Annotated in this window: 13 protein-coding genes; 8 read left to right on the forward strand and 5 right to left on the reverse strand. The window is 70.2% G+C overall.

All coding sequences use genetic code 11. The features are described 5' to 3' along the window. The first annotated feature begins 71 nt into the window (after window positions 1–71). From HFP48_RS08375 to HFP48_RS08385, 3 genes are all read left to right on the forward strand, one after another. A complete protein-coding gene (locus HFP48_RS08375; RefSeq protein ID WP_006939058.1) occupies window positions 72–1457 on the forward strand; it encodes a cystathionine beta-synthase in 1386 nt (461 codons plus the stop codon). A gap of 69 nt (window positions 1458–1526) precedes the next feature. Further along, window positions 1527–2681 carry a cystathionine gamma-synthase gene (locus tag HFP48_RS08380; protein ID WP_006939059.1) on the forward strand — a complete coding sequence of 385 codons (1155 nt, stop codon included), beginning with the start codon at window positions 1527–1529 and terminating at the stop codon, window positions 2679–2681. 280 nt (window positions 2682–2961) lie between these two features. Continuing rightward, complete coding sequence (locus HFP48_RS08385) at window positions 2962–4356, forward strand: bifunctional lytic transglycosylase/C40 family peptidase (RefSeq protein WP_168579347.1); 1395 nt, start codon at window positions 2962–2964, stop codon at window positions 4354–4356. Window positions 4357–4449: 93 nt separating this feature from the next. Here the strand turns inward: HFP48_RS08385 and greA are convergent, their stop codons facing one another. After that, the gene (gene greA, locus HFP48_RS08390; RefSeq protein ID WP_003935085.1) at window positions 4450–4944 is read right to left on the reverse strand and encodes a transcription elongation factor GreA; all 495 of its coding nucleotides are present in this window, start codon (window positions 4942–4944) and stop codon (window positions 4450–4452) included. A 222-nt stretch (window positions 4945–5166) separates the two neighbouring features. Then, entirely contained in the window at window positions 5167–5598 is a 432-nt protein-coding gene (locus HFP48_RS08395) for a DUF4307 domain-containing protein (RefSeq protein ID WP_029542204.1), read from the reverse strand. A gap of 154 nt (window positions 5599–5752) precedes the next feature. Between HFP48_RS08395 and mca the strand changes: the two genes are divergently transcribed. The 3 genes from mca to HFP48_RS08410 are packed head-to-tail and all read left to right on the forward strand — an operon-like array spanning window position 5753 to window position 8938. After that, the gene (gene mca, locus HFP48_RS08400; protein ID WP_029542206.1) at window positions 5753–6631 is read left to right on the forward strand and encodes a mycothiol conjugate amidase Mca; all 879 of its coding nucleotides are present in this window, start codon (window positions 5753–5755) and stop codon (window positions 6629–6631) included. Next, a complete protein-coding gene (locus tag HFP48_RS08405; protein ID WP_006940388.1) occupies window positions 6628–6903 on the forward strand; it encodes a hypothetical protein in 276 nt (91 codons plus the stop codon). Before mca ends, HFP48_RS08405 begins: the two co-directional genes overlap by 4 nt. A 10-nt stretch (window positions 6904–6913) precedes the next feature. Beyond that, window positions 6914–8938 (forward strand): thioredoxin domain-containing protein, encoded by a 2025-nt coding sequence (locus HFP48_RS08410; protein WP_168579348.1) that lies wholly within the window; start codon window positions 6914–6916, stop codon window positions 8936–8938. A 12-nt stretch (window positions 8939–8950) separates the two neighbouring features. Here the strand turns inward: HFP48_RS08410 and HFP48_RS08415 are convergent, their stop codons facing one another. Both HFP48_RS08415 and HFP48_RS08420 read right to left on the reverse strand, forming a co-directional pair. Continuing rightward, on the reverse strand, window positions 8951–9865 hold the full coding sequence (locus tag HFP48_RS08415; RefSeq protein WP_043799699.1) for a mechanosensitive ion channel family protein: 915 nt from the start codon (window positions 9863–9865) through the stop codon (window positions 8951–8953). Window positions 9866–9927: 62 nt separating this feature from the next. Further along, complete coding sequence (locus tag HFP48_RS08420; protein ID WP_006940391.1) at window positions 9928–10596, reverse strand: hemolysin III family protein; 669 nt, start codon at window positions 10594–10596, stop codon at window positions 9928–9930. A gap of 164 nt (window positions 10597–10760) precedes the next feature. Here HFP48_RS08420 and HFP48_RS08425 point away from each other — a divergent pair, with 164 nt between their 5' ends. Further along, a complete protein-coding gene (locus HFP48_RS08425; protein WP_006940394.1) occupies window positions 10761–11528 on the forward strand; it encodes an isoprenyl transferase in 768 nt (255 codons plus the stop codon). A 60-nt stretch (window positions 11529–11588) separates the two neighbouring features. On the opposite strand, the gene coaA is transcribed toward HFP48_RS08425, so the two are convergent. Next, a complete protein-coding gene (gene coaA, locus HFP48_RS08430; RefSeq protein ID WP_006940397.1) occupies window positions 11589–12521 on the reverse strand; it encodes a type I pantothenate kinase in 933 nt (310 codons plus the stop codon). A 175-nt stretch (window positions 12522–12696) separates the two neighbouring features. Between coaA and HFP48_RS08435 the strand changes: the two genes are divergently transcribed. Then, window positions 12697–13887, forward strand: coding sequence for a hypothetical protein (locus HFP48_RS08435; RefSeq protein WP_006940398.1), 1191 nt, complete (start codon window positions 12697–12699; stop codon window positions 13885–13887). Window positions 13888–13983 lie beyond the last annotated feature (96 nt).

Below are 13983 nucleotides of genomic sequence, written 5' to 3' on the forward strand. Positions count from 1 at the left end.
CAGTGTGCGTCGTATGCGTCGCTCGAGCAGCCGGAACGGCGTTGCGCAGAGGCATCTGAGACCATGGAGGAATGCGCATAGCGGATTCCGTCGTCGGTCTCATCGGAAACACGCCGCTGGTCAAGCTCAACTCGGTGACGAAGCCGGGTTCGGGGCTGGTCGCGGCGAAGGTCGAATACTTCAACCCCGGTGGCAGTTCCAAGGACCGCATCGCGGTCAAGATGGTCGACGCCGCCGAAGCCTCGGGTGCGCTGAAACCGGGCGGCACCATCGTCGAGCCGACCTCCGGCAACACCGGCATCGGTCTCGCGCTCGTCGCGCAACAGCGCGGCTACAAGTGCGTGTTCGTGTGTCCCGACAAGGTCAGCGAGGACAAGCGCAACGTGCTCCGCGCGTACGGCGCCGAGGTCGTGGTGTGCCCGACCGCGGTGCCCCCGGAGCATCCCGACAGCTACTACAGCGTCTCCGACCGGCTCGCCCGGGAACTGCCCGGCGGCTGGAAGCCCGACCAGTACTCCAACCCGGCCGGGCCGGAGAGCCACTACGAGACCACCGGCCCGGAGATCTGGCGCGATACCGACGGCAAGGTGACCCACTTCGTCGCCGGCGTCGGCACCGGCGGCACCATCACCGGCACCGGCCGCTACCTCAAGGAGGTTTCCGGCGGCAAGGTCAAGGTGATCGGCGCCGACCCGGAGGGCTCCGTCTACTCCGGCGGCACCGGTCGCCCGTACCTCGTCGAGGGTGTGGGCGAGGACTTCTGGCCCAGCGCCTACGACCCCTCGATCCCCGACGAGATCATCGCCGTCTCCGACGCGGACTCGTTCGACATGACCCGGCGTCTCGCCCGCGAGGAGGGCCTGCTCGTCGGCGGGTCGTGCGGCATGGCCGTCGTCGCCGCCCTGAGGGTCGCCGAGCGCGAGGGACCGGACGCGCTCGTCGTGGTACTGCTTCCCGACGGTGGGCGCGGCTACATGTCGAAGATCTTCAACGACAAGTGGATGGCCTCGTACGGTTTCCTGCGGGCCCCGCTCGACGGCAAGCCGGACGATTCGACCGTCGGCGACGTGCTGCGCAGCAAGTCGGGGGAGCTGCCCGCCCTCGTGCACACGCACCCGTCGGAGACGGTCCGCGACGCCGTCGAGATCCTGCGCGAGTACGGGGTCTCGCAGATGCCGGTCGTGGGTGCCGAGCCGCCCGTCACCGCCGGTGAGGTCGCGGGCAGCGTCAGCGAGCGCGAGCTCCTCAGCGCCGTCTTCGAGGGCCGCGCGAGGCTGGCCGACCCCGTCGCGAAGCACATGAGCCCGTCGCTGCCGCTGATCGGTGTCGGCGAGTCGATCGCCGCCGCTACGAAGGCGTTCGGCGACACCGATGCGCTGCTGGTCATCGACGACGGCAAGCCCGTCGGCGTGATCACCCGTCACGACCTGCTCGGGTTCATCAGCGCGGGCTCGTAGCGGCCGCGCCGGTGGCCCGGGGTGTGTTCCCCGGGCCACCGGCGTGTGCCCCCGACTAGGCTGAGCCGCATGAGTGAGCAGCGCAGCCACGGCTTTTCCACCCGAGCGATCCACGCCGGATACGATCCCGACCCGGCGACCGGCGCCGTCAACGTCCCCATCTATGCGAGTTCGACGTTCGCGCAGGACGGGGTCGGCGGGATGCGCGGCGGATTCGAGTACGCCCGCACCGGAAACCCCACCCGCAAGCCGCTCGAGGCGAACCTCGCGGCCATCGAGGCGGGCACCTTCGGCCGGGCCTTCAGCTCCGGCATGGCCGCCACCGACTGCCTGCTGCGTTCGGTGCTGCGGCCCGGCGATCACCTCGTCATCCCCAACGACGCCTACGGCGGCACCTTCCGGCTGATCGACAAGGTGTTCACGCAGTGGGGCATCGAGTACACGCCCGCGCCCATCTCGGACGTCGACGCCGTGCGCGAGGCGATGCGCCCCACCACCAAGCTGGTGTGGGTCGAGACCCCGACGAACCCCCTGCTCAACATCGGCGACATCGCGGCCCTCGCCGACGTCGCGCACACCGGTGGGGCGAAGATCGTGGTCGACAACACGTTCGCGTCGCCGTACCTGCAGCAGCCGCTGGCCCTGGGGGCCGACGTCGCACTGCACTCGACCACCAAGTACCTCGGTGGCCACTCCGACGTGGTCGGCGGCGCGCTGGTCACGAACGACGAGGAACTCGACACCAGGTTCGCGTTCCTGCAGAACGGTGCGGGCGCCGTCCCGGGCCCGTTCGACGCGTACCTGACGATGCGCGGCATCAAGACGCTGGCACTGCGGATGGAACGGCACAGCGACAACGCCGAGAAGATCGTCGAGCTGCTCGACGGGCATCCCGCCGTCGCCCAGGTGATCTACCCCGGCCACGAGGCGCACCCCGACCACGCCGTCGCCTCGAAGCAGATGCGCCGGTTCGGCGGCATGGTCTCGCTGCGCCTGGCCGGCGGCAAGCAGGCCGCCCTCGACTTCTGCGCACGAACCGAGATCTTCACCCTCGCCGAGTCCCTCGGTGGTGTCGAGTCGCTGATCGAGCACCCGGGCGCGATGACGCACGCCTCGACCGCCGGGTCGCTGCTCGAGGTCCCGGAAGACCTGGTGCGCCTGTCCGTCGGCATCGAGGATGCCGCCGACCTCGTCGCGGACATCGAGCAGGCACTGGAGGCGTAAACCCGGATGTGACTGCGGCGAGGGGGCGGATGTGGGCGCCTCTTCTCGCATGTGGCCGCAGGAACCGCCCTCTCGACCCCCGAACCTCCTGGTCGACCGCGCGGTGATCGAGCGCCGCATTTCCTGTTGATGTAACTTCGAGTTCGCTGTGTGGCGCGTCACAACAGCCAAACTGGAACAGGTTCTTACATATATATGATATCCAAGTAACGAAACCGCACCGGTGACAGAGATCACAAGTACGGTGAAGGCGGTCGTCTGAGGGATGGGGAGTTCGCGTATGTCAGTTGACCCGTCGGCGGTGATTGTGGCGGTGGCCACGGCGGCGAGTGCCCTGGTACAGGGAGCGGACATCCCGGATCAGATCAAGGAACAGGTGACGCAGGCGGTCGAGTCGTTCCAGACATCGGCCGAAGCCTCCGCCGCGACCACGGACCGGCAAGTCGCCGATCTGGTGGCGGGGTTGCCCGAGCCGATGCGTCCGGCGGCGGAGCAGGCCGTGGCGGACGCGACGTCGGCGGCGAAGGACGCGCTGATGCCGCACCTGCCGGCGGAGGCGGCCGCGGTGCTCGAACCGCCGCCGGCGCCGGTGGAGAACCCGGTGCAGGCCGTGCTCGAACAGGTGCCGTCGGTGCTGGCGCCGGCCGCGCCGGCGGGACGGCCGTCGGTGTTCGGGGCGCCGGCCACCGGGGCGACGGGCAGCGACGCGTGGGCGCCGGGTCCGGCGTGGGGTGGCGGCGCGGTGACGTTGCCGTCGATCCCGGCGATCCTGCCCGGGACGAACCTGGCGCCGATCGGCGCGATCGCGGTGTTCGCGCCGTGGCTGCGCAAGGCCGGACAGTTGTGCGACGGGGTCGGCGCGCCGGTGCTGGCGGCGCTGTACTCGGCGGAGAACGGCTTCCGGTACGGGCCCAGCGCCCCGGTCTCGCCGGTGGGGGCGAAGGGGCCGGGGCAGTTCATGCCCGGAACCTGGGATGCCTACGGCAAGGACGCCGACGGGGACGGGCGGGCCGATGTGCTGGGCATCGCCGATCCGGTGATGGCGTCGGGGAATCTGTTGTGCGACAACTACCGGCAGATCGAGCAGTGGAAGGCGCAGGGGGTGGTGCGCGGGGACACCCTGGACCTGACGTTGGCGGCGTACAACGCCGGGCTGGGGGCGGTGCGCCGGTCCGGGGGGATGCCGTCCGGGTCGCCGGACTACGAGAACCAGACCAAGCCGTACGTGGCGAAGATCCGGGCGACGGAGATGGTGTTCGCGCGGCTGCTCTCGCCGTTCTTCGGGCTGGGGTTGCCGGGGATGACCGAGACCGGCAACCGGGTGGTGGACCTGGCGTTCCGGTATCTGGGGCTGCCGTACGTGTGGGGTGGCGGCAACGTCAACGGTCCGTCGGGGGGAGGGTTCGACTGCTCGGGCCTGACGTCGTACGCGGTGTACGCGGCGACCGGGGTGAGGTTGCCGCGCACCTCGCAGACGCAGTGGCGGGTCGGCACCGAGATCCCGATCCAGCTGGCCCGGCCGGGGGATCTGGTGTTCGGCAACTGGCAGTCCGACGGGCCGGGGCACGTGGGCATCTACATCGGCGGCGGTCAGATGGTGCACGCCCCGACGTTCGGGGACGTGGTGCGCGTCGGCGCGGTCTTCCCCGGCATGAAGGCCCGGCGCCTGCTCTGAACCGCCTGCCCCGGGCGCGCGAGAAGGGCCCGACCGGAGACCGGTCGGGCCCTTCACGTCGTGCCGGCCGCGCCGCGAGGCGGCTGCCGCCGATCAGCTGTGGTACGGCTCCGCGCTGACGAGCGTCACCTTCATGGTGCTGCCGTTGGGGAGCGTGTACTCGCGGGTCTCGCCGACCTTCGCGTCGATCAGGGCACCGCCCAGCGGGGAGCTGGGCGAGTAGATCTCGATCTCGTTGCCCCGGGCGCCTTCCTCACGGGTGGCGATGAGGAACGTTTCCTTGTCGCTTTCGTCGCCGTCGTAGTACACCGTGACGACCGAGCCGGGCAGCGCGACGCCGGACTGGGTGGGCGCAACACCGACCTTCGCGTTGTTCAGCAGTTCCTGCAGCTGACGAATCCGGGCCTCCTGCTGACCCTGCTCCTCGCGAGCGGCGTGGTAACCACCGTTCTCCTTGAGGTCGCCCTCTTCACGGCGCTCGTTGATCTCGGCCGCGATGACGGGACGATTCGCGATGAGCTGGTCGAGTTCTGCCTTGAGTCGGTCGTACGACTCCTGTGTCAGCCAGGTCACCTGGGTCTCGGTCATCCTCGATCACTTCCTTCGGGTTGGAGCCCCCGGCTCCGTCGACTGGTCGCCGCACTCGCAGCGACGACGGCAACGCGGATCCCTCGAACGTTCCCCCCAAGCCAGTGGCGAACAGGACCGCACTGCTTCCTATGCAGCAATACACGGCCCCAAAGGGTGGAACCGTGTATCCGGCGATTCTAGCACCAACGTGGTCTCCACCACGGAATCCGCAGCGTGCGGTCAGTGTGCGCGCAGGTATTCGGGCACGTCGAAGCTGCAGCCGTACATGTCCGCCATGCCCGGGCGCTGCGACGTCACCACCGGTGCGTCCATCAGCAGGGTGCCGGACTCGGACGAGGGGATCAGCACCTCGCGGCGGCCCGTTTCGGACCCGTCCTTCGACCGCGAGCGGATGATGCACACCGCCTCCTGCGACGGATCCTTCCGCGTCACGGTGAACTGCACCTGGACGGTGGAGTCGTCGACGACGGTGTAGGTGACGACGTCGCTCTCGATCTCCGGGGTGCCGAACTTCTGGTAGAGCAGGAACGCCCCGACCACCCCGACGACGAGCCCGACCGCGACCAGCGCCCACAACCAGGTGCGGCGGGATCCGCCCGTCGCCGGGTAGCGGCCGGTCGGGTAGCGGTCGATCGGGGTGGTGTCGGTCATCACATTTACTTTCGTGCACCCGCGAAGGCCGCGGGGGCGTGGCTGACGATGGACGTGTCAGGTGGAACTATAGGGGAGGAACCCAGGACGCCGGCTCGCAGTGCCGGTGGTCCGGGCCGCGACGATGCAGCCGACGGCGAGGTGGAGGAAAGACGTGAGCGGACTACGGCTCATGGCCGTGCATGCCCATCCCGATGACGAGTCGAGCAAGGGTGCCGCCACGACGGCCCGCTATGCCGCGGAAGGGCACGAGGTGCTGGTGGTCACCCTCACCGGGGGTGAACGCGGCGACATCCTCAATCCCGCCATGGACATCCCCGGGATCCAGGACCGCATGCCCGAGGTCCGGCGCGAGGAGATGGCCGCGGCCGCCCGCATCCTCGGCGTGCAGCACCGCTGGCTCGGCTTCGTCGACTCCGGGCTGCCGGAGGGCGACCCCAAGCCGCCGCTGCCCGAGGGCTGCTTCGCGCTGGTGCCCCTCGAGGAACCGACCCGCAAGCTCGTCGAGGTGATCCGCGAGTTCCGGCCGCACGTGATGACCACGTACGACGAGAACGGCGGCTACCCGCACCCCGACCACATCCGCTGCCACGAGGTCTCCGTCGCGGCGTACGAGGCGGCCGGCGACCCGGATCGGTTCCCCGAGGCCGGCCCGGCGTGGAAGGTGCAGAAGCTGTACTACTCGCACGGGTTCATCCGCAAGCGCCTGGAATTGTTCCGCGAGGAGTACGAGCGGCGCGGCGAACCGTTCCCCATGGAGGAATGGCTCAAGCGGTGGCGCACCGAGCAGGGCGACATCATGGCGCGGGTGACCACGCAGATCACCTGCAGCGACTACTTCCCGAAGCGGGACGACGCACTGCGCGCCCATGCGACGCAGATCGACCCCAACGGCTCCTTCTTCGCCGTGCCGCTGGACATCCAGCAGAAGGTGTGGCCGACGGAGGAATTCGAATTGGCCAAGACCCGCGTGCACACGGCGATCCCCGAAACGGATCTGTTCGCGGGCCTCGAGGACGGACAGGTGAGATGACGGTAGGCATGCTGGCGGCCGAGGTTCTGGCCCAGGACCCCACCGGCCCCGAATTCGGCAAGGCGTCGCCGCTCGGTCTCGCGCTCATCGTGATCCTGCTCGTGGCGACCGCCCTGCTGATCCGCTCGATGAACAAGCGGCTCGGCAAGCTGCCCGAGACGTTCGAGCCCGAGCATCCGGAGCCGGACCAGGCCGCGGACGAGGGGACCGATCGCGGGGCCGCGGAGAGCCGCAAACCCGACCACCCCCAGCCCCCGATGGCCACCAACTGACGGGCGCGTCGTGACACCCCCGGAGCCGTCGGTGCCCGGCACCCGCAACCGGAACACCCTCGGCGAGGCGACCAGCCCCTACCTGCGGCAACACGCCGGCAACCCGGTGCACTGGCACCAGTGGGGTGACGAGGCGCTGGCCTGGGCCCGGGAGCGGGACGTGCCGGTCCTGCTGTCCGTGGGGTACGCGGCGTGCCACTGGTGCCACGTGATGGCGCACGAGTCGTTCGAGGACGAGGCCACCGCCGCGCTGATGAATGAGCACTTCGTGTGCATCAAGGTGGACCGGGAGGAACGCCCGGACATCGACGCGATCTACATGAACGCCACCGTCGCGATGACCGGGCAGGGCGGCTGGCCGATGACGTGCTTCCTCACCCCGGACGGCGCCCCGTTCTACTGCGGCACCTACTACCCGAAGATGCCGCGCGGCGGCATGCCGTCGTTCACCCAGCTGCTCGAGGCGATCGCCGAGACCTGGCGCAACCGTCGCGCCGACGTGCACCGGTCCGCCGTCGCCATCGTCTCCGAGCTGCGCCGCGGCAGCGGCGGCCTCGCTCCCGGCGAGCGCCCGGTGGACGCCGCGCTGCTCGACGCCGCCGACGCCGCCGTCGCCGCCGACGAGGATGCGGTGCACGGCGGGTTCGGGGGCGCCCCGAAGTTCCCGCCGTCCGCGCTGCTCGAGGGTCTGCTGCGCGGATACGAGCGCAGCGGGAACCCGGCCGTGCTGTCCCTCGTCGAGCGGACGGCCGAAGCGATGGCGCGGGGCGGCATCTACGACCAGCTGGCCGGCGGCTTCGCCCGTTACAGCGTCGACGCCGGGTGGGTGGTCCCGCACTTCGAGAAGATGCTCTACGACAACGCGCTGCTGCTGCGGGTGTACGCCCACCTCGCGCGACGGACGTCGGCGCCCTGGGTGCGACGGGTCACCGAGGAGACCGTCGAGTTCCTGCTGCGGGACCTGCGCACGGCCGGGCGCTGCTTCGCCTCCGCTCTCGACGCCGACACGGACGGGGTCGAGGGCCTGACCTACGTGTGGACCCCCGGGCAGCTGGCCGAGGTCCTCGGCGACGACGCGCAGTGGGCGGCCGAGCTGTTCACCGTGACCGACGCCGGCACCTTCGAACACGGCTCGTCGGTGCTGCAGCTGCTCGCCGACCCGGACGATGCCGAGCGCTACGAGCGGGTGCGGGCCGAGCTGTTCGCCGCCCGGCTGCAGCGGCCGCAGCCCGGCCGCGACGACAAGGTCGTCACGGCGTGGAACGGTTTCGCGATCACCGCGCTGGCCGAGGCCGGTGCCGCGTTCGGCCGCACCGACTGGGTCGACGCGGCCGTCGACTGCGCCCGGGCCCTGCTGGACCTGCACCTGGTGGACGGACGGCTCCGCCGTGCCTCCCTCGGCGGCACGGTCGGCGCCCCGGCAGGTGTGCTCGAGGACTACGGCGCCCTCGTCACCGCCCTGCTGGCGGTGTACCAGGCGACGGGCGACGCCGCGTGGCTCGACCCGGCCCGGGCCCTCGCCGACGTCGCGTTGACGCACTTCCAGGATCCGGCGCGGCCCGGAAGCTGGTTCGACACCGCCGACGACGCCGAGACCCTGGTGGCGCGGCCTCGTGACCCGATCGACGGCGCCACCCCGTCGGGGGCGGCGCTGATCTCCGAGGCCCTGCTCACCCTCGCCGCGGTCGTGCCCGAGGACCCGCGGTACGCCGACGCGGTGGACGCGTCGCTGCGGTCGGCGGTGGTGCTGCTCGAGCGGGCGCCGCGCTCGGCCGGGCACTGGCTGACGGTCGCCGAGGCGGCGGTGCGCGGCCCGATCCAGGTGGCCGTGGTCGGCGGCGGCGAGCTGCTCTCCGTCGTGCGGCAGGCGGCCCCCGGCGGCGCCGTCGTGGTCGGCGGGGACCCGGACTCGTCCCCGTTGCTGGCCGACCGCCCGCTGGTCGACGGAGGGCCGGCGGCGTACGTGTGCCGCGGATACGTGTGCGACAGGCCGGTCACGACGGAGGCCGAACTGCGCGCGGCGCTCTCGGCCTGAGCGGTCCGGGGCTCAGCCGGCGCGGGACGGAGTGAGCAGCGCCGGCAGCGGAGCGTCGATGCCGTTGCCGTCGAACGCCTCGAGCACCGCGCGGGCGATCGCCCGCTGCACGGCCCACTGCTTGCCGGCACGCGTGCGCACGGTGATCCGCAGCGTCACCGACTCCGGGGTGACGGAGTTGACGCCGAGCATCTCGGGCGGCTCGAGGATGTCGCCGGCCAGGTCGTCGCGTTCGACCGTCTCGAGGGCCGCGCGCAGGGCCACCTCGCAGGCCCGGTGCACGTTGGCGGCGTGGGCGATGGGGGAGTCGACGACGGCGACGGCGTAACCCTGGCTCATGTTGCCCACGCGCAGGATCTCGCCGTTGCGGCAGTACCAGAGGGTGCCGCTGATGTCGCGGACGGTGGTGACCCGCAGGCCGACGGATTCGACGGTGCCGACCGCGTCGCCCAGGTCGACGACGTCGCCGACGCCGTACTGGTCCTCGAGCAGCATGAACATTCCGGAGATGAAGTCACGCACCAGGTTCTGCGCACCGAAACCGAGGGCCACGCCGACGATGCCGGCGGACGCGATGAACGGCGCGACGTTGAGTCCGAGCGTGCCGAGGATCTGCAGGACGCACCAGACGAGCACCACGACGGAGACGCCGGACTTGAGCACCGAGCCGATCGTCTCGGCGCGCTGCGTGCGCCGCTCGTTGACCAGCACGCCCGGCAGGCCCCTGGGGGCGCGTTCCTGGAAGGGCCGGAGCAGGCCGGGTTTGCCGTTCTGGTGCCGCGGCTTCGTCATCCGGTCGATGAACCGGTGCAGCACATACCTCAGGATCAGCGCTGCCACGAGGTATCCCGCGATCGTCAGCGGCCGCTCGACGAGCCACTCCCGGTTGGTTTCGGTCAGTTCGAATGCCAGTCGCTGAACAGTCATCCCGGCCGAGTCTACGGATCCGTGCCGCGGCTGCCACCGATGTGATCTTCGTCCGAACGGGTTTACCCGAACACCACCAGCCACACGGCAACGGCATGGCACAGCGCGGCGAGCACAGTCGCCGCGTGGAAGAACTCGTGGTAGCCGAAGACGTGCGGCCACGGGTCGGGCCACTTGGTGGCGTAGAGGATCGCGCCGATGCTGTAGAGGATGCCGCCGACGAGCAGCAGCACCATCGGGACGATGCCCGCCTCGTCGATCAGCTGACCGGCGACGGGGACGATCGCCCAGCCGAGCAGCAGGTACAGCGGGACTCCCACCCAGCGCGGCGCGGTGGGCCAGAGCATCTTCAGCGCGACCCCCGCGAGGGCGCCGGCCCACACCACGAACAACAGGGTGCGGCCGGTCTCCGGCGGCAGGGCGAGCGTCGCGAAGGGGGTGTAGCTGCCGGCGATGAACAGGAAGATCATCGAGTGGTCCGCACGCTTCATCCACGTGCGTGCCCGCGGATTGTGCCAGTGGACGCGGTGATAGAGGGCGCTCACGCCGAACACACCGCAGACGGTGAGGCTGTAGATCACCGTCGACCAGCCCGCGGGCGGATCGGCCACGGTCTGCGACAGGACCACCAGCGCGATGCCGGCCACCACTGCGACGCCGAACGCCCACAGATGGATCCAGCCGCGCATCCGCGGCTTCACGGGCAGTTCGTCGATCCCGAAAACCGTCATGGTCGGGCCTCCCTTCGATACCGAAGAGTAACCTACGCTTCCGTAACTTTCGCGGTGTGCCGGATCCGCGACGGGGCGGAGGCCGGCGCACGGGCGTCGGCCACGACCGCCGCTGCGACCGGAGACGACCGTGAGCGTAATGTGACCCGCGTGGTGATCTCGGGGTGAACGCGCGCGGCCTGCTGTATCAGCTCTACGAACGACGGCTGCTGAGCAAGCTGGACGGCGCGCAGCACCCCCGGCACGTCGCCGTGATGTGCGACGGCAACCGTCGCTGGGCCCGCGAGAACGGGTTCACCGACGTCAGCCACGGGCACCGCATGGGCGCACTGAAGATCGCCGAACTGCTGAGCTGGTGCGACGCCGCCGGCATCGAGCGGGCCACCATCTACCTGCTCTCCACGGAGAACCTGCAACGTGAGCCCGAGGAGCTCGAGGCGCTGCTCGAGATCATCACCGACGTCGTCGAGGAGATCTCCGGGCCGGAGCAGAACTGGAGCGTCAAGATCGTCGGCACGCTCGACCTGCTGCCGGACGAACTGGGCCGGCGGCTGAGCGAGGCCGCCGAGCGCACGCAGGGGCGCACCGGCACCCACGTCAATGTCGCGGTCGGCTACGGCGGCCGGCAGGAGATCGCCGACGCCGTACAGGCCCTGCTCCGGGCCAAGCAGGCCGAGGGGCTCGACGGCGAGGGCCTGGTCGAGGCCGTCACGGTCGAGGCCATCAGCGATCACCTCTACACCTCGGGGCAGCCCGATCCCGATCTCGTCATCCGGACCTCCGGCGAGCAGCGGCTCTCGGGCTTCCTGCTCTGGCAGAGCGCGTACTCCGAGATCTGGTTCACCGAGGCCTACTGGCCGGAGTTCCGCCGCGTGGACTTCCTTCGCGCCCTGCGCGACTTCGCGGCGCGGCACCGCCGGTTCGGGACGTAGCCGCGGTGTGTCCTTCGGGCTGTTTCCGCCGCCCGAAGGACACACCGGCGGCGAAGCCGCCTACAGCTTCCGCAGGCGCAGGCGGTTGACCGAATGGTCGGAGTCCTTGCGCAGGACCAGCGTTGCGCGCGGCCGCGTCGGCAGGATGTTGTCCACCAGGTTCGGCCGGTTGATCGAATGCCAGATCTCCTTCGCGGCCCCCACGGCGTCGCGGTCCGACAGGTTCGCGTAGTGGTGAAAATGCGCGTCGGGGTCGGAGAACGCCGTCTTGCGGAGCGCGAGAAACCGCTCGACATACCACTTCTCGATGTCCTCGAGGCGGGCGTCGACGTAGATCGAGAAGTCGAACAGATCCGAGACCATCAGCCGTGGACCGGTCTGCAGGACGTTCAGGCCCTCGATGATGAGGATGTCCGGTTGCCGCACCACGTGGTACTGGCCCGGGATGATGTCGTAGGAGATGTGCGAGTACACCGGAGCGGCCACCTCTGCGGCGCCGGACTTGACCTCCGTGACGAACCGCAGCAGCTTGCGACGGTCGTAGCTCTCCGGAAAGCCCTTGCGGTGCATGATGTTCCGACGCATCAGCTCCCGGGAGGGGTACAGGAAGCCGTCGGTGGTCACCAGGTCCACCCGGGGATGGTGCTCCCACCGCGCCAGCAGTGCCTGCAGCACGCGTGCCGTCGTCGACTTGCCGACCGCGACCGACCCGGCCACCCCGATCACGAACGGCACCTGCTGGTCCGGGTGCTTCTCGCCGAGGAACGTGGCGGTCGCGGCGAACAACCGCTGCCGGGCGGCGACCTGCAGGTGGATCAGACGGGCCAGCGGGAGGTACACCTCCGCCACCTCCGCCAGATCGATCTGCTCGCCGAGGCCGCGCAGGCCGCGCAGTTCCTCCTCGGTCAGCACCAGCGGCGTCGACTTGCGCAGCGTCCGCCACTGCTTGCGATCGAACTCGACGTACGGACTCGGCTCGCTCAGACGCGCCACCGGCACACTCCCGACTCGACGACGGGCCCGGCGGCATACCCCGGGTATGGCTGGCGGCGAAGGATGTCCATATCGGCCGATTGTGCTCGCTGACACATCCGCTCGCCGCGCGGGGTCCGGTTTCCGGGTTCGCCGGCAGGCACGGGGCCGATCCGGGGGACTAGGGTGCCAGGGCATGGACCCGGACTCGTTGGTGCGCGAATATCTCCTGCTCGGCCTGGCATTCGACCGGCTCGAGGAGGGTTTCGTCGACGCCTTCACCGGCGACCCCGCCCTGCGTGGCCGGGTGGAGAACGCGCCGGCCCCCGATCCTCGTGATTTATCCCACACCGCGCGCACACTGCGGGCCGCGCTGCCCGTCTCCGGGCTCTCCGACGAGCGCACCCGCTTCCTCGACGTGCACCTGCGCGCCCTCGAATGCTCGGCCCGCAAGTTCGCCGGTGCGGACATCGCCTTCGTCGACGAGGTCGAGGCCTACTTCGACGTGCATATCGACATGGGCGACGAGGACGCGTACCGCGAGGCCCACCGCCGCATCGACGCGCTGCTGCCCGGCAGCGGCCCGCTCGCCGAGCGAGTGCAGGCCCACCGCAAGTCCGAGGTCGTCCCCGCCGACCGCCTCGCCGAGTGTGTCGACGCCTTCTCGAGCGCCCTGCGCGACAGGGTCCGCGCGGTGTTCCCACTGCCCGAGACCGAAACCGTCGAATACGAGGTGGTCGGCGACAAACCGTGGTCCGGGTTCAACTACTACCTCGGCAACTACCGCTCCCGCGTCGCGATCAACTCCGACCTCGAACAGCACATGTCCCACCTGCCGCGGCTGATCGCGCACGAGTCCTACCCCGGCCACCACACCGAACACTGCCGCAAGGAGGCCGGACTCGTCGCCGGCGGGCACGACGAGCAGACCCTCTTCGTCGTCAACACCCCGCAGTGCCTCATGGCCGAGGGGCTCGCAGACCTCGCCCTCGAGACGATCGTCGGGCCCGGCTGGGGACAGTGGGCGCAGGACATTTACGCCGACCTGGGCCTGCGGTTCGACGGTGAACTCGCCGAGAAGCTGCACGAGGCGTCCGCCGGCCTGCTCGGCGTCCGCCAGGACGCCGCCCTGCTCCTGCACGACCGCGGCCGCACCGGCGACGACGTCGTCGCCTTCCTGCAGCGCTGGTCGCTGTCGAGCCCGGAGCGGGCCCGGCAGTCGCTGCGCTTCCTGTCGTCGCCGTTGTGGCGCGCCTACATCAGCACCTACGTCGAGGGTTACCGCCTGCTCGGTGGCTGGCTGGCGCAGGCCCCTGCGGGCGCGGAACGCATCGAACGGTTCCGTCGCCTGCTCGACGAACCGCTGGTGCCCAGCGCCCTGCGGTAACGAGCGGGCGTGACCTGGTCCATTGCCCGAGGGGACCGGGTTCCTCGACCGGGGGTGAGGTTCGTAGACTGGTAGGTGAATTCCTGCCGTCCCCAG

Source organism: Rhodococcus sp. DMU1, assembly GCF_012272955.1.
GTDB classification, from domain to species: domain Bacteria; phylum Actinomycetota; class Actinomycetes; order Mycobacteriales; family Mycobacteriaceae; genus Rhodococcus; species Rhodococcus aetherivorans.

Bases quoted from the DNA above. Each gene is read 5' to 3' on its own strand.
- greA (WP_003935085.1), bottom strand. From the start codon at position 4,944: ATGACCGAGACCCAGGTGACCTGGCTGACACAGGAGTCGTACGACCGA.
- HFP48_RS08405 (WP_006940388.1), top strand. From the start codon at position 6,628: ATGACGGTAGGCATGCTGGCGGCCGAGGTTCTGGCCCAGGACCCCACC.
- HFP48_RS08420 (WP_006940391.1), bottom strand. From the start codon at position 10,596: ATGACGGTTTTCGGGATCGACGAACTGCCCGTGAAGCCGCGGATGCGC.
- HFP48_RS08395 (WP_029542204.1), bottom strand. From the start codon at position 5,598: ATGACCGACACCACCCCGATCGACCGCTACCCGACCGGCCGCTACCCG.
- HFP48_RS08435 (WP_006940398.1), top strand. From the start codon at position 12,697: ATGGACCCGGACTCGTTGGTGCGCGAATATCTCCTGCTCGGCCTGGCA.
- HFP48_RS08380 (WP_006939059.1), top strand. From the start codon at position 1,527: ATGAGTGAGCAGCGCAGCCACGGCTTTTCCACCCGAGCGATCCACGCC.
- HFP48_RS08415 (WP_043799699.1), bottom strand. From the start codon at position 9,865: ATGACTGTTCAGCGACTGGCATTCGAACTGACCGAAACCAACCGGGAG.
- HFP48_RS08385 (WP_168579347.1), top strand. From the start codon at position 2,962: ATGTCAGTTGACCCGTCGGCGGTGATTGTGGCGGTGGCCACGGCGGCG.
- HFP48_RS08375 (WP_006939058.1), top strand. From the start codon at position 72: ATGCGCATAGCGGATTCCGTCGTCGGTCTCATCGGAAACACGCCGCTG.